Origin of the sequence: Actinomadura craniellae, from assembly GCF_003289645.1 — a bacterium.
Lineage (GTDB): Bacteria > Actinomycetota > Actinomycetes > Streptosporangiales > Streptosporangiaceae > Actinomadura_D > Actinomadura_D craniellae.
Window position 1 is genome coordinate 1 of the sequence record NZ_QLYX01000009.1, and the last position, 20,059, is coordinate 20,059.

The window sequence follows — 20,059 nt, forward strand, 5'->3', positions numbered from 1 at the left end:
CACCAGCAAGGCGCCGGGCGACCGGATCAAGGTCACCTACCAGCGCGACGGCAAGGAAAGCACGGTCGACGTCGTCCTGGGCGCCGCCTGAGTCGAGTGAGGTGAGGGCGTGGTGAGCACGGCCTGAGCCGAGTGAGGGAGCGGAGCGGCCCGTGCGGGACGAGCGGTCCGCGTAGCGACCGAGTGAGGTGAGGGCGTGGTGAGCACGGCCTGACGGGCTCGTTCACCAGGTGTTTTGTCCGGGGTGACCTGTACGGGGATACCCTGAGGGGGCCGGGCCCGAACGGGCTCGGCCCCCTGCTGTTCGGTGGAGGTCGGGTGTTTGACGTCGGTCTCGGCGAGATGATCGTCCTTGTGTTGCTGGCACTGGTCATCTTCGGCGACAGGTTGCCCCAGGCGGCGGCGCAGGCGGGCCGGACCCTGCGGCAGATCCGCTCGATGGCCAACAACGCCAAGCAGGATCTTCAGGATGGGCTCGGCCCGGAGTTCAAAGACTTCGACATCGCCGACCTGCATCCCAAGACGTTCGTCCGCAAGCACCTGTTCGACGACGTGGACGACGACCGTCGCCCCGAGCGGCTCGAACCCGTGGGGGGCCACCCCGACGACTTCGAGCTCGAGTACGGCGAGCGCCCGCCGTTCGACGCCGAGGCGACCTGAGAAACGCCGGAAGGCCCCGCGCGACAGGGTTGTGCGGGGCCTTCCGGCGTTCTCGTGCCGGGCGGGTCAGCGTCCGGCGGGGGAGATGCCCAGAGATCGGCCGACCAGGCCGCGGCTGCGGCCGGCGAGCTTGTCGGCGATGGTGCGCAGTTCCTTGGCGGCCTCGGCGTCGGGGTCGTCCAGCACCAGTGGCCGGCCGGTGTCGCCGCCCTCGCGCAGCCGGGGGTCGATCGGCACCTGGCCGAGCAGCGGCACCCGGGCGCCCAGCGTCTGGGTGAGCGCGTCGGCCACCGTCTGGCCGCCGCCGGAGCCGAAGATCTCGGTCCGCTCGCCGCAGTGCGGGCAGGGCAGGTAGGACATGTTCTCGATCACGCCGGCCACCTGCTGGTGGGTCTGCGCGGCGATCGCGCCGGCCCGCTCGGCCACCTCGGCGGCGGCCTGCTGCGGTGTGGTGACGACGAGGATCTCGGCGGACGGCAGCAACTGCGCTACCGAGATCGCGATGTCGCCGGTGCCCGGCGGCAGGTCCATCAGCAGGATGTCGAGGTCGCCCCAGTAGACGTCGGCGAGGAACTGCTGGAGCGCGCGGTGCAGCATCGGCCCGCGCCAGACCACCGGCTGGTTGCCCGCGGTGAACATGCCGACGGAGATGACCTTCACGTCGTGCGCGGCCGGCGGCATGATCATGTCTTCGACCTTGGTCGGGCGGCCGTCCACGCCGAGCATCCGCGGCACCGAGTGGCCGTAGATGTCGGCGTCGACCACCCCGACCTTGCGCCCCATGGCGGCGAGCGACGCCGCCAGGTTCACCGTGATGGAGGACTTGCCCACGCCGCCCTTACCGCTGGCCACGGCGTACACCTTGGTCAGCGAGTTCGGCTTGGCGAAGGGGATCTCCTTGGCGGGCTCGCCGCCGCGCAGCTTGGTCTGCAGCGCCTTGCGTTGCTCGTCGTTCATGACGTCGAGGTCGACCTCGACGGAGGAGACCCCGGGCAGCGCGGCGACCGCGGCGGTGACGTCCTTGGTGATCTTGTCGCGCATCGGACAGCCGGCGACGGTGAGGTAGACGCCGACGCGGACGGAGCCGTCCGGCGAGATGTCCACGCCTTTGACCATCTCGAGCTCGGTGATGGGGCGGCGGATCTCGGGATCCTGGACGGACGCGAGCGCCGCGGTCACCTGCTCGATCGTGAGTGGGGAGGCCATGACCCCATGGTATGAACTCGTCCGCGCCCGCGGCGAATCGGCTGGTCACCAATGGCGTGGCCAGAGCCGCGGCTAGGATCTGGCGCGGCGCTCGCCGTCGAGTTCCTTGACCATCTGCTGGAGCTCCGAGCGCAGGAAGTCCCTGGTGGCGACCTCGTTCATGGCCAGCCGGAGCGCCGCGATCTCCCGGGTGAGGTACTCGGTGTCGGAGATGTTGCGCTCGCCGCGGGCCCGGTCCTGCTCGAACTGCACCCGGTCGCGGTCGTCCTGCCGGTTCTGCGCGAGCAGGATCAGCGGCGCGGCGTACGACGCCTGCAGCGACAGCATCAGCGTCAGGAAGATGAACGGGTACGGGTCGAACTTCAGCGGCGCGGGGGCGAAGATGTTCCAGCCGATCCAGAACGCGACGAACCCCGTCATGTACACCAGGAACCGGGCGGTGCCCAGGAACCGGGCGATCCGCTCCGACACCCGGCCGAACGACTCGGGGTCGTAGTGCGGGCGCGGCAGCAGGGCCCGCCGCGACTGCAGCGGCTGGTCGAGCCGTCCGTTCACGCCCGCCCCCCTGCGCCGCGGAGGGCCTCTTCCTCGGGGTCGGGTCCGTGCTCTTCGGCGATCGCGTCCATCACGGTCTCCCGCCAGTCCTCGGGCAGCAGGTGGTCGAGCACGTCGTCGATGGTGACGGCGCCGTGCAGGTGCCCCGACTCGTCGACCACCGCCGCGGAGACCAGGTTGTAGGTCGCCAGGTGGCAGGCCACCGCCTCCAGCGACAGGGCCGGCCGCAGCGCGCCCAGCTCGCTGTCGAGCAGCCCGCCGACCAGGGTGGACGGGGGTTCGCGCAGCAACCGCTGGAAGTGGACGGTGCCCAGGTAGCGGCCGGTCGGGGTCTCCATCGGCGGCCGGGCCACGTACACCTGGGCGGCCAGCGCCGGGGTGAGGTCGGGGTTGCGGACCCGTGCCAGCGCGTCGGCCACGGTGGCGTCCGGCGGCACGATCACCGGTTCGGAGGTCATCAGCCCGCCGGCGGTGTTCTCGGCGTAGGTCAGCAGCCGCCGCACCGGGGCGGCCTCCTCGGGCTCCATCAGCGCCAGCAGCCGCTCGCGCTGCGCCGGTGGCAGCTCGTTGAGCAGGTCGGCGGCGTCGTCGGGGTCCATGGCGTCGAGTACGTCGGCGGCGCGGTCGGAGCCGAGCTTGCCGAGTATCTCCACCTGGTCGTCCTCGGGCAGTTCCTCCAGGACGTCGGCGAGCCGCTCGTCATTCAGGGCCGCGGCGACCTCGGCCCGCCGCTTCTCGGTGAGCTCGTGGATGACGTGCGCCAGGTCGGCGGCCTTCATCTTCTCGAACGTGGCGACCAGCCCCGCCGCGCCCTGGTCCTCCTCCGGGGTGGACAGCTCGGTGACCGCGTCCCAGTCGACGACGGAGACGGGGCCCCGGCGGCGGCGCAGCCCCCGGCCCGCCGGCTGGACGGCGATCTTGGTGATGTGCCAGTCGCGGGTGCGGGTCGGCTCCATCGCCACGTCCACCACGACCCGCTCGGCGCCGGTGTCGGGCAGCCGGACCCGGCGGTCGAGCATCTCGGCGATGGCCAGCGTCTCGGCCTCACGCTGCTGGAACCGGCGCACGTTCAACCGCCCGTCGAAGATGATGGCGTCGGAGTCGATCGTGGTCACCCGGGTGATCGGCAGGAAGACCGGCCGCCTCGGCTGCACCTCCACGACCAGCCCCAGCACCCGGGGCGGGCGCTTGCCGCCGCCCAGCGCGACGACGACGTCGCGGACCCGGCCCACCTGGTCGCCGAGCGGGTCGAACACGGCGATTCCGGCCAGCCGGGCGATGAAGACCCGCGTCGGGAAGCCGCTCATGGCCCCGACATTACCCGCGATCCGTAGGCTTACCGGATGTCACGTCCCGGGCGTGCGGGTCGTCTTCGTAACAGGGACCCCGGCCCGCCGGCGGCGGCGACAGGAGCGACGAAGATGGACACCGACCAGGACTTCCAGGAACATCGCGAGCTGCTGTTCGCGGTGGCGTACCGCATGCTCGGCACGGTGGCCGACGCCGAGGACGTCGTCCAGGACGCCTGGCTGCGCTGGTCGTCGGCCGACCGGTCCGGCGTCACCGACCCGAAGGCCTACCTGGTCCGGATCGCGGGCAACCTGGCGCTGGACCGGCTGCGGTCGGCGCGGGCCCGGCGCGAGTCGTACGTGGGGCCCTGGCTGCCCGAGCCCGTGCTCACCGCCCCGGACGTCGCCGAGGACGTCGAGCTGGCCGAGTCGGTGTCGATGGCCATGCTCGTGGTGCTGGAGACGCTCACCCCGCTGGAGCGCGCGGTGTTCGTGCTGCGCGAGGTGTTCGGTTTCCCGTACGCCGAGATCGCCACCGCGCTGGACCGGACGCCCGAGTCGGTCCGGCAGCTCGGCACCCGGGCGCGCAAGCACGTGGAGGCGCGCCGCCCCCGGGTCGAGACCGGCCGGGCCGAGCGCGAGGTGGCCGTCGAGCGGTTCCTCGCCGCGGCGATCGGCGGTGACATCAACGCGCTGATGGAGGTGCTGGCCCCGGACGTCGCGCTGTGGACGGACGGCGGCGGCAAGGTCCGGGCGGCGCGGCGGGTGGTCCGGGGCGCCGACAAGGTGGCCCGCTGGATGCAGGGGACCGTCGGGCAGGGGTACGCCGGGGTGCGGCCCGAGGACATGCGGGTCCGGCGCGCCGACATCAACGGGATGCCCGGGCTGGTGATCGACGGGCCGGCCGGCCCCATCTCCACGCTCACCGTCGACGTCGACACCGCCGGCCGGGTGCAGGCCGTCCATCTGGTGGCCAACCCCGACAAGCTCCGCGCCCTGGCCGAGGGGCGGGTGCTCGACCGCTAGCGGTCGGCCCGGCGGCGCTTGCGGCCGAGCAGGCGGGGCGGCGGGCCGGCCGTGGTGGCCGGGGTGGGCACGGGACGGACCGCCGCGTAGTCGTCGGGCTGCCCGCCCGGGGCCTCGAACACCGTGCCGGTCGGGGCCAGCCGGATCACGTACGACTGCTCGGCCCAGCGCTCCACCAGGCCCTCGTGGGAGGCGTTCAGCCGCTCCTTGGCCAGCAGCGGCGTCACCGCGTCCCACAGCTCCGAACCCGGCTCCACCTGGGAGCACGCGGCCTCCCAGGTGACCAGCCGGCCGCCCTTGTCCTTGCTGCGCACCGTGACCCGCACCCGGTCGGCCTCGGGCAGGCCGGGCAGCGGCTGCTCGCCCTCGCCGCCGGTCAGCACGTACGCGGCACCGTCGTGCCAGAGGTGCCAGGCGGCGCGCGGCTGCGGCAGATCGGGCAGCGCCAGCCAGAGCAGGCCGGACTTCTTGGCGGCCTCCTCGACCAGCGCGGCGTCGACGTCGTCCATACCGCCAGGCTCTCACGGGCGGGCCCCCGGTAACATCCGGGCGAACCTCCCAGGAAGGCAGGTCCATGCGCTCTCGCCGTTCGACCCTGGCCGTGCCGGGCAGCAACCCGCGCTTCATCGAGAAGGCGCGCGGGCTGCCGGTCGACGAGTTCTTCCTCGACCTGGAGGACGCCGTCGCCCCCGCGGTCAAGGAGGAGGCCCGCAACACCGTGGTGGCCGCGCTCAACGAGGGCGGCTGGGACGGGCGCACCCGGGTGGTCCGGGTGAACGACCTGTCCACCCACTGGACCTACCGGGACGTCATCGAGGTGGTCGAGGGGGCCGGCGCCAACCTCGACTGCGTGATGCTGCCCAAGGTGCAGGACGCCTCGCACGTCCAGTGGCTGGACCTGCTGCTCACCCAGATCGAGACGGCGATGGGATACGAGCCGGGCCGGATCGGCATCGAGGCGCAGATCGAGGACGCCCGGGGGATGACCAACATCGACGCGATCGCCGCCGCGTCGCCCCGGCTGGAGGCGCTGGTGTTCGGGCCGGGTGACTTCATGGCCTCGATCAACATGCGGACGCTGGTGGTGGGGGAGCAGCCGCCGGGCTACACCGAGGGCGACGCCTACCACCACATCCTGATGCGCATCCTGCTGGCCGCCCGCGCGCACGACCTCCAGGCCGTGGACGGGCCCTACTTCAACGTGCGGGACGTCGAGGCGTTCACCCGGGTGGCCCGGCGCTCGGCGGCGCTGGGCTTCGACGGCAAGTGGGTGCTGCACCCGGCGCAGATCGACGCCGCCAACGAGGTGTTCTCGCCCGGCCAGGAGGACTACGACCACGCTGAACTGATCCTGGACGCGTACGAGTACCACACGACCGTCGAGAAGCGCGGCGCGGCGACCCTCGGAGACGAGATGATCGACGAGGCGTCCCGGAAGATGGCGTTGGTGATCGCGGCCAAGGGCCGGGCGGCGGGCCTTACCCGCACCACGGCCTTCACGCCTCCCGACCGGTGACCGCCGCATACGATTTCGAGTAGAGGGCGGACATGATCGAGCGGGGGTCCCGGTGACCGATCAGCACGACACCGACGGCTGGACTCCGCCCGACTCCGGGGGACACCCGGGCGGCGACCGGCCGCACGGCCCCGTTCCGGGCGACACGCCGCCGCGCCCACCCGCCCCCGCGCCGTACCCGGCGGGCGACCGGCCGCCGGCCCCGGACGGCGCCCCGCCGTACTCGTCCGGCCCGGCCCCAGACGGCGCCCCGCCGTACCCGCCCGGCCCGGCCCCAGACGGCGCCCCGCCATACTCGTCCGGTCCGGTTCCGGAGGGCGCCCCGACCTACTGGCCCGGCCAGTCTCCGGACGGTGCTTCGCCGTACCCGCCGGGCCAGTCCCCGGAGGGCGTTCCGCCGTACCCGCCCGGCCAGTCTCCGGACGGTGCTTCGCCGTATTCGTCCGGTCCGGTTCCGGAGGGTGTTCCGGCCTACCCGCCGGGCCAGTCCCCGGGAGGCGTCCCGTCGTATTCGTCCGGTCCGGTTCCGGGCGGTGCCCCGGCCTACCCGTCCGGTCCCGTGCCGGGCGGTGGCCCGTGGCAGGCCGCCCCGGGGTACCCGCCGGCCGGATACGCGCCGCCCGGGTACCCGATGCGACCGGCGCCGCGGCCGGTGTGGACGGTCCCGGCCCCGCCCGGCAGCCCGTATCACCGGCTGGCCCGCACTCCGCTGCACCGCTGGTGGCGTCTGCTGGTGGGCTCGCTGCTGATCCTCGTCTCGGCCATCGCGCTGATGATCCCGGCGGGCGTGGCGGTGGCCGTGATCCACTTCGCGACCGGCGGTGGCGAACCCGTCCTCAGCGAGACCGAGATCCTCGGTGACCCGACCGCCGACCTGGCCCTGCAACTCGTCCTGCTGGCGGTCTTCATCCCGCCGGTGCTGTTCGCCGCCTGGGTCGTGCAGCGGCGCAGGCCGGGCACCCTCTCCTCGGTGCTGGGCCGGCTGCGCTGGCGCTGGCTGCTGCTGTGCTGCGGGCTGGCCGTCGTGGCGTGCCTGCTCTCGGTGGGCTTGGCCTACCTGGTCGAGGAACTGTTCCCGACCGCGCCCCCGGCCGAGCCGGAGCACTGGGTGGGCTGGTCGGAGTTCCTGCTGCCGGCCGTGCTGATCCTGCTGCTGGTGCCGTTTCAGGCGACCGCCGAGGAGTACGTCTTCCGGGGCTGGCTGCTCCAGGGCATCGCGGCGTGCACGCTGGAGACGCGGACCGGCCGGATCGGCCGGGCGGCGAGCGCGGTGTTCCGTACCCCTTGGCCCGCCATCGCGGTAAGCGGGGTGCTGTTCACCGCGGGGCACGGCTACACCGGCTGGGGGCTGCTCGACATCTTCGGTTTCGCGGTGCTGGCCGGCTGGTTGGCGGTGCGCACCGGGGGGCTGGAGGCGTCGATTGCGATCCACGTCTTCAACAACCTGATGGCGTTCTGGCTGATCGCCGCGTTCGGCCAGCTCGACTCCGCGTTGCAGCAGGGGGATGTGCCGCTGCAGACGGTGATCGCCGACCTGATCCCGCTGGCGGTCTACGGCGCGCTGGTGGTGTTCGCCGCCCGGTGGCGGCGGGTCGCCACGGTCAGCCCGCCGGCAGGTGATCGGGCTCCGGTCCCGGCGAGCTGAGCTCGCCCGGCCGCAGCGGTTCGCCGAACTCCCAGCCCCGGTCCAGCAGGTCGTCGACGGCGCGCACCGCCGCCGCCAGCCGCCGCTCGTGCGGCCCGGTCACCTCGAGGTGGGGCAGCCCGCGGCGCCGGAGTTCGGCGCGGAACCGCCCGTGCATCCATTCCCGGATCGACTCGCCGTCCCGCCAGCCGTCCTGCTCGAACGGGACGCCCGCGACGTCGGTGAGGATCCACAGGTGGTGCGGTGCCCGGGCGTGCAGCCGCTCGACCTCCGGGGACGGCGCGCCGAGGTAGCGCTCGTGCCAGAGCGCGGTGGCGAAGGCGTCGGTGTCGCAGACCAGCAGCGGGGAGCCGGCCCGGGCGCAGGCGTCCTCCAGCTCGAGGTGCCGCTCGCCGATGAGCGTGAACTCCGCGGTCTCCCAGTCCAGGTCGTCCAGCCACAGGTCCGGCCGGCCGGTGGCCCGGCGGGCCGCGGCCAGCTTCTCCTCGCAGTAGGTCCGGCCGTACTCGGGCACCCACCGGGTCGCCGCCCAGGCCCCGCCCCGGGCGGCGTAGTGCGCGGCCAGTGCCCGGGCCAGGGTGGTGGTCCCACTGGACTCCGCGCCGACCACCACGACGCGGCGGGCCAGGTACGCCCGGACCGGCGGGGACAGCCACTCCCACCGGCCGGCCGGGTCCGCGCGGACGGCCGTACCGCTGACGGGGTGCCGTCGCCGGGGCGGGTCGACCGGTACGTGTGCCGCACCGAACCGCCGGGCCAGTTCCGGGCCGTAGGGCTCGGAGCTGAACACCGCGTCCACCTCCGGCCGGTCGAGCGCGCCGGTCCCGGTGCCCGCGGCCAGCGCCAGCCCGTTCCGGAACGCCGCCACGTGGGCGGCCCAGATCTCGTCCGAGTCGTAGTCGATCTCGACGTCGTCGACCACCGGGACGATTTCGACCTGCGGCTGGGGGTGCGCCTCGCGCAGCCAGGCCGTGCGCAGCGCCAGCGGGACGCTCTCCACCGGCGATGCCGCGACCACGACCGTCAGCCGGGCGCAGCGCGCCGCCGCGGTGTCGATCAGATGGTGGTGGCCGGCGTGCGGCGGGTAGAACTTGCCGATCACCAGCCCGTGCCGGAAGGTCATGCGGTGGCTCCGGCCGGGGCGGCGGTGGTGCGGATGCGCAGGTCGGCGCGCCAGGAGAGCAGCCCCAGGACGCACAGCCCCAGGAAGATCACGTACAGCCCGCTGGTCAGGTGGAGCCCCTTGTGGGCGTAGAGCGGGATGTAGATCAGGTCGGCGGTGATCCACAGCCACCACGACTCCAGCCGCTTGCGGCACTGCCCGTAGGTGGCCATGAGCGAGATCGCGGTGGTGGTGGCGTCCCAGAACGGCACGGTGGAGTCGGTGTGGGTGCTGAGCAGCCAGGTCAGCGCGGCGGCGGTGAGGGCGCCCGCGGTCAGCAGGGCGGCCCACTCGGCGCGGGTGGTTCGGGTGACGGCCAGCGGCCCGTGGTCCCGGCCGCCGTGCAGCCACTGCCACCAGCCGTACGCCTGCAACGCGACGTAGACGATCTGCAGCCCGGCGTCCGCGTACAGCCCGCTGTCGAGGAAGACCAGGCCCAGCAGGATCACGTTGGCCAGGCCGAGCGGCCAGTTGAGGATGTTCTGGCGGACCACGAACCACACGGTGACCACGCCGGTGCCGAAGCCGAGTAGTTCGGCCCAGCTGGTGGGGGTCTGACCGAGGTGGAAGGCGGGGTCGAGCAGGGGGCCCAGGGGGACGTTCACGGACATCGAGACTCCGATCATTAATCGTCAAAGAGACGATAACAGTCGGCGTCCCATATGTCCCATTCTGCCAGGACGTCCAGCAGGCCGGAGGTCAGCTGAAGGGACAGCAGCTCACCAGGCCCCGCCCAGCGGGCGTCCGCCGCGTCGTCGCCCGCCCGCGGCACGACCGGCCCGGCCGGGTCCACGACCGCCGCGTAGTCGAAGATCTCGTAGATCACGTTCCCCGGTCCCGGGCGCTCCACCGTCCCGACCAGCCGGCCCGGCCGCACCAGGAGGCCGGTCTCCTCGCGCACCTCCCGGACCACGGCGGCGACGTCGGACTCGCCCGGCTCCACCCGCCCGCCGGGCAGCGACCACAGCCCCGCCCCGGGCGGCCGGCCCCGGCGGATCAGCAGCAGCCGCCCGGAGTCCCTGATGATCGCTCCCACGCAGCGCACCCGCATGGGTCTGATTCTGCCCGGCCTGCGACTTGACGAGTCGGCGTCCGAGCGACGACGGTGGGTAACCATGAAAGCGGAGCCCAGGTGCCCGCGATGCGGCGGGCAAGTCAACGCACCCAATCCATGGTCGAGCGACTGGACGTGTTCCGTACACGGCGCCGTACTGCCCTGGCAGCCGGTCCGCAGCGCGTCGGCCGCGGGGCTGGCCGCCGTCCTGCGCGACGCCCGGGTCCCGGTATGGCTGCCCTGGCCGCTGCCGGCCGGCTGGCTCGTCACCGGGTTCGTGCACGCCGGCGACGGGCGCACCGGCGGCCGGGCCTGCGGGGTCGCGCTCTCCGGCCCCCGGCTGGCCGGCGGCCCGGCCGACATCCTCCTCATCGCCGAGGAGATGGGCATCGGGCTGGGCGCGCACTTCGCCGGGCTCCCCGGAGCCGACCCGGGCGACGGCTGTGGGCGGGGCGTGCCGCACGCCAAGGTCGACGTCCGCGGCCATCCGGTGCCGATGTGGGCGCTGCGGGCCCCGCCCGACCGCGCCGCCTACGCGGGCGAGGCGATGGGCAACTGGCTCTGGGCCGTCTTCTGGCCGGCCGACGCCGGGATGCTCGTCCTCGAACCCGCCGGGCTGATCGACTTGCGCGAGCCCGGAATGGACCTCGACCTGCCCTTCGGCGCCCTCAGCCCCCGACTCGACCAGTGACCCGCCGGCGCCGGCCCCGACCGCGCGGCTTTGTGGGTAGGGTTGCTCACCGTGGACGCGCGCATTGAACAGGTGACGACGTCGGGTAAGTGCACCCTGGACGACACCGAGTACGACGTCGAGAGCAACACCTACATCGTCGGCGACGACGAAGAGGTCATCGTGATCGACCCGGCGCACGACGCCGAGGCGATCCTCAAGGCGGTCGGTGACCGCGAGGTCATGGCGGTCATCTGCACCGACGGGCACGACGCTCATCTGAACGTCGCGATCGAGGTGGCGGAGGCCGAGACCGGCGACGCCGACGACGACGAGGGCGACGACGATGACGAGGACGGCTTCGCCGCCCCCATCGCGTTGCACCGCGCCGACCGGCTGCTGTGGCGCGAGTACTTCGGCCGCCTCGCCCGCGACGAGGAGGACGAGGAGGACGCCAAGGCGCTGCGGTCGTTGGAGCCGGACATCTACCTGGAGGACGGCGGGGTCTTCGAGATCGCCGACGTGCAGCTGGAGGTCCACCACACTCCGGGCCACACCCCCGGCAGCGTCTCCCTCTACTGCGAGCAGCTGGACGTCCTGTTCACCGGCGACACGCTGCACCGGGGCCGGCCGGGCTCGATCGGCGGTGTCTTCAACGACCTGCGCCGGCAGCTGAACTCGATCGGCTCGCTGATCACCCCGCTGCCCAAGGACACCCGGGTCCTGCCCGGCCAGGGCGACGAGACCACGGTCGCCGACGAGGACGCCCGCTGGGAGAGCTGGGGCGCCCTCGCTCGCGAGTCCGACGAGGACTGAGTCGGGCGGACGGCGGGCGATGAGCGCCGGAACGCAGCTCGGCTTCGAGGGCATGCCGCAGCGGCTGTACTCCTGCACGCCCTCACGGCTGAACAGCTGGCTCGACTGCCCGCGCCGCTACCGGATGACCTACCTCGACCGGCCGGCGCCGCAGAAGGGCCCGCCCTGGGCGCACAACAGCCTCGGTGCGAGCGTCCACAACGCGCTGGCCGCCTGGTGGCGGCTGCCGGAGGCCGAGCGCACCCCCGAGGCGGCCGGCGGGCTGCTCCTGCGGGGCTGGCTGACCGACGGTTACCGGGACGCCGAGCAGTCGGCGGCCTGGCGCGAGCGCGCCCGCGAGATGGTCCAGCGGTACGTGGCGGGCCTCGACCCGGCCGACGAGCCGGTGGGGGTGGAGCGTACGGTCGCCACCCGCACCGACCGGATCGCGGTGTCCGGACGGATCGACCGGCTCGACGCGCGCGGGCCGGAGCTGGTGGTGGTCGACTACAAGACCGGCCGGTGGGTGCCGGACTCCGACGACGCCCGGGGCTCGCTGGCCCTGGCGATCTACGCCGTCGCCGCCTCCCGGGTGCTGCGCCGGTCCTGCCACCGGGTCGAGTTGCACCACCTGCCCAGCGGTGAGACCGCGGTCTGGGAGCACACCGACGAGTCGCTGAGCCGCCACATCGGCCGGGCCGAGCAGATCGCCGGTGAGGCGGCCGCCGCGGACGCGGCCTACCGCGAGCGGCCCGACGAGGTCCGCGAGGAGCTGTTCCCGCCCCGGACGGGCAGCCTCTGCTCCTGGTGCGACTTCGCCCGGCACTGCCCCGAGGGGCTGGCTGCCGCGCCGCGTAAGGAGCCGTGGGCGGCTCTCAGGGACGACTGAGCCGGGCCGGGGCGCGGCGGCCCGGCCAGCGCCGGGGGTCGCGCAGCCCGTACAGTCCGCGGCTCAGGTCGTAGCCCTCGGCGCTCAGCCGGCTCCGGGCGCGGTCCAGCATGTCGCGGGTGTTCTGCATGAACGAGTAGTCGTGCAGCGGCTCGGGCACCGAGTTCATCGCCAGCCGGAAGGACCGCAGCGCCGCGGTCACCGCGGGTTGCGGCACCTCGGGCAGTATCCCGTACATCCTGCGGGCCCAGCCGGGCAGCGAGTAGTAGCAGAGCGCGCCGAACGGGAAGTAGGCGGCCTTTCCCGGGGCGAGCATCCGCAGGTTCTCCGGCATTTTCGGCCAGAGCAGGAAGCGCACCGTGGCCGCGGCCTCCTCGGTGACCCGCAGTTGGGGCCGCATCTCGGCGAAGTACGCCCGCATCTCGGCGACGCTGCCGGGCAGGTCGTCGGCATGCAACCCGACATAGGTGCCGCCTCTGCGCTGCTCGTCCAGGTACTGGTCGGCCATCTCGTCGGTCAGCAGCAGGCCGGAGCGGCGGGCCACCTCCAGGTAGGAGAAGACCTCGGCGCAGTGCACCCAGCGCAGCAGTTCGGGCTGGTCGAGCCGCTCGACCCGGCCGGTGTCGTGGTTGCGGATGCGCAGCCGGCGGTGGATGCCACGGACCTTCCGCCCGGCCGCCTCGGCCTCCTCAGGGCTGCCGAAGGTGCAGACGCCCACGAAGTCGGAGGTGCGCTGCAATCGGCCGAACGGGTCGTTCTGGAAGTCGGAGTTCTGCCAGACGCCCCACATCGCCATCGGGTGCAGGGCTTGGAGCATCAGGCCGCGGACCCCGCCGATCCACATGGCCCGGTCGATGTGGACTCGCCAGGTGACGCTCTCGGGAGCGTGGACGGTCGCCTGCATGCGACACACCTCCATGAGACAAACTCATGTAAGTGTACAGTTACCTTCCTTAAATGGTGCAGCGGCCCATGCGCTCGGCCCGGTTCCAGAAGTCGGTGAGCGCGCCGGCGGTGGTCTCCGGGGCCTCGACGGCGGGGGAGTGCGCCGCGCCGGGGATCACCACCTTGACCGCGCCGAGCCGGTCGGCCATCGCCGCCTGGGCGCGCGGGTCCCACGCGTCGTCGTTCTCGCCGTAGAGCACGAGCACCGGCAACTCGCTCTCCTCCAGCGCCTTCGCCAGGTCGTCCACCCGGTCGGCGCAGTTGAGCACCTCCTGCACCATGCCCAGCAGGCCCGGCACGGAGTTCTTGAGCATCCGCTCCCGCAGGAAGGCCAGGATCTCGGGCGGCACGCCCTTGGCGATGGCCTGCGGCTCCATGTGCACCGACCACACCTGGTCGATGCCGATCTGCGGCAAGGTGGCCAGCAGGGCGCGGCCGTCATCGGCCCGCGGCCCGGTGATGTTCGCCGGGCCGGAGCTCATCAGCGTGTACGAGTGCAGCCGGACGGCCCGGGAGATCACCGCCTCCCGGGTGACCAGCCCGCCGAAGGAGTGCCCGACCAGGTGCACCGGATCGGGCCCGAGCGCCTCGGCCAGGGCCACGATGTCGGCGCCCAGGCTGGCGCAGGTGTAGGCCGCGGGGTCGTCCGGCCCCACGGTCTCGTACTGCCCGCGCATGTCGATCGCCACCACCCGCCGGCCGGCCCGGGCGAGGGTCTGCAGCACGGCGATGAAGTCTTCCTTGCTCCCGGTGAAGCCCGGGACGAGCAGGGCCGGACAGCGCTCAGGCACCCCCGAACCCGGCAACGCCTCCAGCGCGGCGAACCGGCCGCGGGAGGTTTCGACGTGCGTCCGGCGTACACCGGGGGGCAGAGTCAGGAACCGGGGCGTACTCACAGGGCTCCACCCTAGTCAACCGGCCGCGGGGGGCACCATCGCGGCGATTTCGATGGTGCCGCACCGTTACCCGCGGCGACCTGCGGAGATTGCTCGGGACGGGGCCGACCACGACCCGCGCGGGCCGTGGTCGTCCGGGACCGGGAAGGAGTCAGGAGTTCTCACTCGACTCGGCGGCGGCCGCGGGCCGTGCGGTACGCCCGCCCCGGGTGCGCCGCCGGTTGCGATTGCGGGACCGGGCGCCCGCGGCGGGTGCGGCCTCACCGGCGGGCTCGGTGCCGGGCTCGGCCGCCTCGGCCGGGGCCTCGCCGGCCGCCGCGTCCGTGCCAGTGACAGTGCCCGTGACAGGGCGCCCGCTTCGGGTGCGCCGGCGCTGCCCGGACCGGCGGCGCCGGGCGGGGCGCTCGTCGGTGTCCTGGTCGGCATCGCGCCGGGACCGGCTGCGGCCGGTCTCGCCGATGTCCTCGAGCTCCTCGGCGGCCAGGCCGGCCCGCTCTCGCCGGTCGCGCGGCAGCTTGCCGGTGACCTCGGTCGGGATGTCCAGCACGGCGTAGAAGTGCGGGGAGGTGGAGTAGGTCTCCTCGGGCGCGGCGAACGGCAGGTCGAGGGTGGTGTTGATCAGCTTCCACCGGGTCAGGTCGGCCCAGTCGACCAGCGTCACCGAGATGCCTTCGCGGCCCGCCCGCCCGGTGCGCCCGATCCGGTGCACGTAGGTGTCGGCGGAGTCGGGGCACTCGTAGTTGACCACGTGGGTGACGTCGTCGACGTCGAGCCCGCGGGCCGCCACGTCGGTGGCCACCAGGACGTCGATCTTGCCGGACCGGAACGCCCGCAGCGCCCGCTCGCGCTGGCTCTGGCCGAGGTCGCCGTGCACCGCGGCCGCCGCGAAGCCGCGGCCGGCCAGGTCGGCGGCGACCCGGTCGCAGGCCCGCTTGGTCTGGCAGAACACCATGGTCAGCCCTCGGCCCCGGGCCTGGAGGAGGCGGGCCAGCATCTCCGGCTTGTCCATCTGGTGGGCCTGGAAGACGTGCTGGGCGACCTGCGGGGTGGCCTCGGACTCGGTGTGCGACTCGGCGCGCACGTTGGTTGGCCGGCGCAGGTAGCGGCGGGACAGCGCGACGATCTCGCCGGGCATGGTCGCGGAGAACAGCATGGTCTGCCGCTCGACCGGGACCAGGTCGATGATCCGCTCCATGTCGGGCAGGAAGCCCAGGTCGAGCATGCGGTCGGCCTCGTCGAGCACCAGCGTGTTGATCTGGGACAGGTCGAGGTGCTTCTGCCGGACCAGGTCGAGCAGCCGGCCCGGGGTGCCGACGACCGCCTCGACGCCGTCGCGGAGGGCGTCGATCTGCGGCTCGTACGCCCGGCCGCCGTACACCGACAGCACCCGGGTGCCGAGCTTGGTGCCGGCGAGCCGGAGGTCGGCGGTGACCTGGCTGGCCAGTTCACGGGTGGGCACGAGCACCAGCGCCTGCGGCTTGGTGCCGCCGTGCTCGATCCGCTGGAGCAGCGGGATGCCGAACGCCAGGGTCTTGCCGGTTCCGGTGCGGGCCTGGCCGATGATGTCGTGGCCGCCGAGCGCGATGGGCAGGGCGAGCTGCTGGATGGGGAACGCGTTGACGATGCTCTCGGTCGCGAGGGCATCTGCTATCTCGGGTAGGACCCCGAGTTCACGAAACGTAGACAGGGCTTTCAGCCTCCATAGTGCGGGGTCCGCTCTCCCGGTGCGCGGCGCTGCGGCGATACTGCGAGGCGGCGTAGATCAGCGGCAGGGCGCTGGTGCGCCTGCCGATCGCTTCGCACGGCCGCGCGCTCGCGCGGGAGGGACCAGCCGTCAATCATTCCTTCGTGACCGCTGAGGGTGAACGCGGCGACTCGGTGTAGCTGCGCGCAGTCACATTCCGCGACACAGTGTACCGGGCTTTACGCCAGCGCACCAATAGCAGATCAATGGTTGGAACGTCCGCTGCTCTCCCGCTATTTCCGAACTCTGGGCGCCAAGCTATTTCCCCTACCCGAAGAGGTTGCGCAGTACCCGGATCTTCCGGTCCCATATGGGCTCAATGGAGCAGAAGCCGCGTACGGGAACCTGGCGGGTCCCCGGTCTGCCCGGTTTCACCGAGCTGACCGAGCTGGGCACGGGAACGCAGGGCCGGGTGGTGCTGGCCCGCCAGCAGCACTCCGGCGAGCTTGTGGCGATCAAGTACCTGGCCGCCCGCTATCTCGCCGACGAGCGCTTCCTGGCCCGGTTCCGCGCCGAGGCCGGCCGGCTGCGGCGGCTGCGCAGCCCGTACGTCACCCGGCTGCACGGCTACGTCGAGTTCTCGCACGGCGCGGCCGTCGTGATGGAGGCGGTGAAGGGCGTCACCCTGCGCGCGGTGCTCGACGTGCACGACCGGCTGGACCCGGTGGCCTCGCTGGCGGTACTGAAACACTCACTGCTGGGGCTGGCCGCCGTGCACGGGGTCGGGGTCGCCCACCGCGACCACCGGCCCGCCGACGTGCTGGTCCCCGAGTACGGGCCCGCCCGGCTGGTCGACGTCGCCCTCGGGGCCGAGCCGGGCGAACCGGCGTACCCGGCGCCCGAGGGGCGGCCCGGCCCCGCGGCGGACGTGTACGCCGCGACCCGCGTGTTCATGGAGTGCGCGACCGGCGACCCGGACGCCGACCCGGCGGAACTGCCACGCCTGGTCCGGTCGCTGATCCGGGCCGGCCTGGCCGAGGACCCCGAGGACCGCCCGGACTCCGCCGCGTTCGCCGCCGAACTCGACGAGGTCGCCACGTCGACGTACGGCTCGGGCTGGGAGGCACGCGGCCGGGAGCGGCTGGCGACCGCCGCCGCCGCGCTCCCCGCCACCCCTTTCCACACCGCGCCCCGGCGCCCGCCCGTCCCGCCGCCCGCTCCGCCTGCGCAGGAGCCGGCGCCCCCCGAGCCGCCGGCGCCCGAACCCCCGCCGTCGACGCGGGAACTCGTGCCGGTCGAGGAGCCGGGGCGCCAGGCCGAACCGGGCGGCCTGCGCGGCCTGTTCGCCCGGCCCGGGGCGAAGGTCGTGCTGGCGGTGGCGGGCGGTGCGGTGCTCGCGAGCGCGGGCGGCGCGGGGGTGTACGCGGTCACCCACGAGCATCCCCGGCCGCCGGCGTTCACGCTCGCGGTCGCCCCCTCACCGGTCGCGACGCGCGTCGCCAGCCCGCCGTTCGAGGTGCGGGCGTCCCAGGTGGTCACGATCTCGGGCCACGTCGACCCGGCGGCGCAACGGCGGATCAACGCCGCGCTGCGCGAGCCGCTGGACGCGGAGGTGGCCCGGTTGCGCACGTTGCTGAACATCGACCGCCGGCTCCGGACCCCCGCCGGGCCCGAGTGCGCCCAGCAGAACACGATCGCGACCGCGGTGAAGATCGGCCTGACCGGTCCGGGCCTGATCTCGGCGCGCTACCGGCTCGCGCTGACCACGGTCGGCGACTGCGAGGGCGGTCTCGACTGGCTGCTTCCGGTCACGGTGGACGTGCGCACCGGCCGGCCGCTGGGTCTGGACGACATCTTCCAGCCCGCGGTGCTGACCCCGGCCGGACTGCGCTCCTTCGTCGGGCGGGTGCGCTTCCCGCCGGAGGGCGAGTGCGGGATCCGGCCCGCCGAGGTCACCCGCGCCGACTTCGAGCCGAACCAGGACGGCCGCAGCAGGATCGGGGTGATGTTCGCCCTCCGGCACCTGGAGGTGTCGGTGAGCTATGCCTCCTACCGTTGCCGGGACCAGGTGGTCCACCTGCCGTACAGCGAGGTGCGGGACCTGGTGCGGCCCGAGGTGCTGGCGCTCGCGCTGGTCCGACCCTGACCACGCTACGCGACATATTCCGCATTCTCCGCTATTTCTAGATCTTGCAGCGGCGCGAAGGAGACGGGGATGGCCGGATGGAGCGTTTCCGGGTTCAGCGAGATCCGGGAACTGGGCGCGGGCGCGCAGGGCCGGGTGGTGCTGGCCCGCCGGGACGAGACCGGCACACCCGTGGCGATCAAGTACCTGGACGGCGCGACCGGGGACGAGCAGACGGTGGAGCGACTGCGCGCGGAGGCCGTCCTGCTCGGCAGGGTGACCGACCCGCACGTGGTGCGGCTCTACGAGTTCGTCGCGGGCGAGCGCGGCGCGGCGATCGTGATGGAGGCGGTGGACGGGGTCTCGTTGAAGGAGATCCTGGGGCGGCATGGGGCGCTGGGGCCGGAGGCGGCGCTGGCGGTGCTGAAGGGGTCGCTGCTGGGTCTGGCGGCTGCGCACGCGGTGGGGGTGGTGCACCGGGACTACAAGCCGGCGAACGTGGTCGTCCAGGCAGACGGGCTGAGCAAGCTCATCGACTTCGGGGTGGCCGCGCCGTCGGGTGTCGGCTCCCGCTCGGGCACCCCGGCCTACATGGCGCCGGAGCAGTGGCGCGGGGAACCCGCCGGGCCGGCCGCGGACGTGTACGCGGCGACGTGCGTGTTCTTCGAGTGCGCCACCGGCCGCAGGCCCTACGAGGCCGCCGACCAGGTGGCGCTGATGGGTCGGCACCTCACCGCGCCGCCACCGGTGGAGGGCATGCCGGACCCGCTGCGCCGGCTGCTGGAGCACGGCCTGGCCAAGGACCCGGCGGATCGCCCGCCCGGCGCCCGCGAGTTCGTCGTCGAACTGGAGACGGCGGCCGCCGCGGTGTACGGGCCGGACTGGGAGGGCCGCGGGGTCCGCGGGCTGGCGATGGCCGCGGCCGCCCTCGCCGCCCTCTTCCCGCTCGCCGCGCTTCTCGCCCCCGGCACGGCTCTGGCCGCCGGCGGCGGCGCGGCGGTGTCCGCGGGCGGCGCGGCGTCGGCGGGCGGGGCGGCCTCCGCCGGCGGTGCGGGTGCGGCGGGCGCGGCGGGTGGTGCGGGCGCGGGTGCGGCGGGCGGTGCGGGCGCGGCGGTGGGCGGCAAGGTCGCGCTGGCCGTCGCGGGCGTCACGGCGGTCGCCGCGGTGGGCACCGGGGCCGTCGTGTTCGCCCAGCAGGAGGACGCGGCGCCCCCGGTCCGGCCCGTCGCGGTCGCCGTCTCCACCCAGAACCAGCGGTACACCGACGTGCCGCTGGAGATCCGCAACGCACAGTACGTCCAGATCTCCGGCCATCGCGATCCGGCCGTCCAGCGGCGGATCAACACCGCGCTGCGGGCGCCCCTGGACTGGACCGCCCGGCAGTTGCACTCCGGGACCGCCCAGGTCGGCGCGGCCTGCACCACCACCGCCTTCCTCACCACGACCGCCCGGCTCGGGCTGCGCGGGCCGAGGTTCGTCTCGGCCGCCTACCGGACGCGCAACGGGTACTGCGCGCCCGCCGACGGCGAGTACCCCTCCTGGGCGGTCACGGTCGACCTGGACACGGGTCGGGCACTCACCGCGGACGACGTGTTCCGGCCGGAAGCCCTCACCCCCGCCGGGCTGCGCACCCTGTGGAGCCGGCTGAAGAGCGACTTCCCGGACATGTGGGCGGCCGGCGTGTGCAGTGGCGGAGAGGACCCGGAGCGGGCGGACTTCCTCCCCCGCCCGATCGAGGACGTGGAGTGGCCGCCGACCGCCACGCCGTTCCTGGCCCCGGACCGCTTCGAGGTCAGCTGGTCGCCCGGCGGCAGCGAGTGCCCCTACGACCGGCTGACCGCCTCCTACGCCCAGGTGCGCGACCTGCTCAAGCCCGAGATCCTCGCGGCGTTGCCCACCGGCTCGCCGGCCCCTACCCGCAGCTGAACCGAAGGAGCGCCGA

General features: G+C 73.5%; 20 protein-coding genes. 10 read left to right on the plus strand and 10 right to left on the minus strand.

All coding sequences use genetic code 11. The features are described from left to right. Positions 1 to 318: 318 nt before the first annotated feature. A complete protein-coding gene (locus tag DPM19_RS19465; protein ID WP_111869394.1) occupies positions 319 to 660 on the plus strand; it encodes a sec-independent translocase in 342 nt (113 codons plus the stop codon). A 66-nt stretch (positions 661 to 726) separates the two neighbouring features. On the opposite strand, the gene DPM19_RS19470 is transcribed toward DPM19_RS19465, so the two are convergent. The 3 genes from DPM19_RS19470 to DPM19_RS19480 form a co-directional block, all read right to left on the minus strand. Then, complete coding sequence (locus DPM19_RS19470; RefSeq protein WP_111869395.1) at positions 727 to 1,866, minus strand: Mrp/NBP35 family ATP-binding protein; 1,140 nt, start codon at positions 1,864 to 1,866, stop codon at positions 727 to 729. Between the two features lie 72 nt (positions 1,867 to 1,938). Beyond that, the gene (locus DPM19_RS19475; protein ID WP_199485173.1) at positions 1,939 to 2,421 is read right to left on the minus strand and encodes a DUF1003 domain-containing protein; all 483 of its coding nucleotides are present in this window, start codon (positions 2,419 to 2,421) and stop codon (positions 1,939 to 1,941) included. Next, positions 2,418 to 3,728: a magnesium transporter MgtE N-terminal domain-containing protein gene (locus DPM19_RS19480; protein ID WP_111869397.1), complete on the minus strand. Its 1,311-nt coding sequence runs from the start codon at positions 3,726 to 3,728 to the stop codon at positions 2,418 to 2,420. Before DPM19_RS19480 ends, DPM19_RS19475 begins: the two co-directional genes overlap by 4 nt. 114 nt (positions 3,729 to 3,842) lie before the next feature. On the opposite strand from DPM19_RS19480, the gene DPM19_RS19485 reads away from it, so the two are divergent. Further along, a complete protein-coding gene (locus DPM19_RS19485; protein WP_111869398.1) occupies positions 3,843 to 4,736 on the plus strand; it encodes an RNA polymerase sigma-70 factor in 894 nt (297 codons plus the stop codon). On the opposite strand, the gene DPM19_RS19490 is transcribed toward DPM19_RS19485, so the two are convergent. Next, positions 4,733 to 5,245: a hypothetical protein gene (locus tag DPM19_RS19490; protein ID WP_111869399.1), complete on the minus strand. Its 513-nt coding sequence runs from the start codon at positions 5,243 to 5,245 to the stop codon at positions 4,733 to 4,735. The genes DPM19_RS19485 and DPM19_RS19490 overlap by 4 nt on opposite strands. 65 nt (positions 5,246 to 5,310) lie before the next feature. Here DPM19_RS19490 and DPM19_RS19495 point away from each other — a divergent pair, with 65 nt between their 5' ends. Next, positions 5,311 to 6,252, plus strand: a complete 942-nt coding sequence (locus tag DPM19_RS19495; RefSeq protein ID WP_111869400.1) for an HpcH/HpaI aldolase/citrate lyase family protein — start codon at positions 5,311 to 5,313, stop codon at positions 6,250 to 6,252. 631 nt (positions 6,253 to 6,883) lie between these two features. Further along, positions 6,884 to 7,897 carry a CPBP family intramembrane glutamic endopeptidase gene (locus DPM19_RS19500; protein WP_111869401.1) on the plus strand — a complete coding sequence of 338 codons (1,014 nt, stop codon included), beginning with the start codon at positions 6,884 to 6,886 and terminating at the stop codon, positions 7,895 to 7,897. Here the strand turns inward: DPM19_RS19500 and DPM19_RS19505 are convergent. Genes DPM19_RS19505 through DPM19_RS19515 form a run of 3 tightly spaced genes read right to left on the minus strand, consistent with a single transcriptional unit; the run spans position 7,854 to position 10,110 of the window. Continuing rightward, positions 7,854 to 9,020, minus strand: coding sequence for an AAA family ATPase (locus DPM19_RS19505; RefSeq protein WP_111869402.1), 1,167 nt, complete (start codon positions 9,018 to 9,020; stop codon positions 7,854 to 7,856). The two genes, DPM19_RS19500 and DPM19_RS19505, sit on opposite strands and share 44 nt — an antisense overlap. Further along, complete coding sequence (pnuC, locus tag DPM19_RS19510; RefSeq protein WP_111869641.1) at positions 9,017 to 9,670, minus strand: nicotinamide riboside transporter PnuC; 654 nt, start codon at positions 9,668 to 9,670, stop codon at positions 9,017 to 9,019. Before pnuC ends, DPM19_RS19505 begins: the two co-directional genes overlap by 4 nt. A 14-nt stretch (positions 9,671 to 9,684) precedes the next feature. Continuing rightward, positions 9,685 to 10,110, minus strand: coding sequence for an NUDIX hydrolase (locus DPM19_RS19515; RefSeq protein ID WP_111869403.1), 426 nt, complete (start codon positions 10,108 to 10,110; stop codon positions 9,685 to 9,687). A gap of 64 nt (positions 10,111 to 10,174) precedes the next feature. Between DPM19_RS19515 and DPM19_RS19520 the strand changes: the two genes are divergently transcribed. The 3 genes from DPM19_RS19520 to DPM19_RS19530 are packed head-to-tail and all read left to right on the plus strand — an operon-like array spanning position 10,175 to position 12,467. Next, positions 10,175 to 10,804 carry a DUF6758 family protein gene (locus DPM19_RS19520; RefSeq protein WP_111869404.1) on the plus strand — a complete coding sequence of 210 codons (630 nt, stop codon included), beginning with the start codon at positions 10,175 to 10,177 and terminating at the stop codon, positions 10,802 to 10,804. Positions 10,805 to 10,855: 51 nt separating this feature from the next. Further along, entirely contained in the window at positions 10,856 to 11,599 is a 744-nt protein-coding gene (locus tag DPM19_RS19525; protein ID WP_111869642.1) for an MBL fold metallo-hydrolase, read from the plus strand. 19 nt (positions 11,600 to 11,618) lie between these two features. After that, the gene (locus DPM19_RS19530) at positions 11,619 to 12,467 is read left to right on the plus strand and encodes a RecB family exonuclease (RefSeq protein WP_111869405.1); all 849 of its coding nucleotides are present in this window, start codon (positions 11,619 to 11,621) and stop codon (positions 12,465 to 12,467) included. Here DPM19_RS19530 and DPM19_RS19535 read toward each other — a convergent pair. The 3 genes from DPM19_RS19535 to DPM19_RS19545 form a co-directional block, all read right to left on the minus strand. Beyond that, positions 12,454 to 13,371 carry an oxygenase MpaB family protein gene (locus DPM19_RS19535; protein WP_111869406.1) on the minus strand — a complete coding sequence of 306 codons (918 nt, stop codon included), beginning with the start codon at positions 13,369 to 13,371 and terminating at the stop codon, positions 12,454 to 12,456. The two genes, DPM19_RS19530 and DPM19_RS19535, sit on opposite strands and share 14 nt — an antisense overlap. Before the next feature lie 49 nt (positions 13,372 to 13,420). Further along, on the minus strand, positions 13,421 to 14,308 hold the full coding sequence (locus tag DPM19_RS19540; protein WP_111869407.1) for an alpha/beta fold hydrolase: 888 nt from the start codon (positions 14,306 to 14,308) through the stop codon (positions 13,421 to 13,423). A gap of 151 nt (positions 14,309 to 14,459) precedes the next feature. Continuing rightward, the gene (locus DPM19_RS19545; RefSeq protein ID WP_233510538.1) at positions 14,460 to 15,872 is read right to left on the minus strand and encodes a DEAD/DEAH box helicase; all 1,413 of its coding nucleotides are present in this window, start codon (positions 15,870 to 15,872) and stop codon (positions 14,460 to 14,462) included. Between DPM19_RS19545 and DPM19_RS36365 the strand changes: the two genes are divergently transcribed. The 3 genes from DPM19_RS36365 to DPM19_RS36370 all read left to right on the plus strand — a co-directional run bounded on the left by DPM19_RS36365 (position 15,798) and on the right by DPM19_RS36370 (position 20,043). Next, on the plus strand, positions 15,798 to 15,968 hold the full coding sequence (locus DPM19_RS36365) for a hypothetical protein (protein WP_233510501.1): 171 nt from the start codon (positions 15,798 to 15,800) through the stop codon (positions 15,966 to 15,968). The genes DPM19_RS19545 and DPM19_RS36365 overlap by 75 nt on opposite strands. Before the next feature lie 403 nt (positions 15,969 to 16,371). Beyond that, the gene (locus DPM19_RS19550) at positions 16,372 to 18,138 is read left to right on the plus strand and encodes a serine/threonine-protein kinase (RefSeq protein ID WP_158566830.1); all 1,767 of its coding nucleotides are present in this window, start codon (positions 16,372 to 16,374) and stop codon (positions 18,136 to 18,138) included. A 69-nt stretch (positions 18,139 to 18,207) separates the two neighbouring features. Further along, a complete protein-coding gene (locus DPM19_RS36370; RefSeq protein ID WP_233510508.1) occupies positions 18,208 to 20,043 on the plus strand; it encodes a serine/threonine-protein kinase in 1,836 nt (611 codons plus the stop codon). Positions 20,044 to 20,059: the final 16 nt, after the last annotated feature.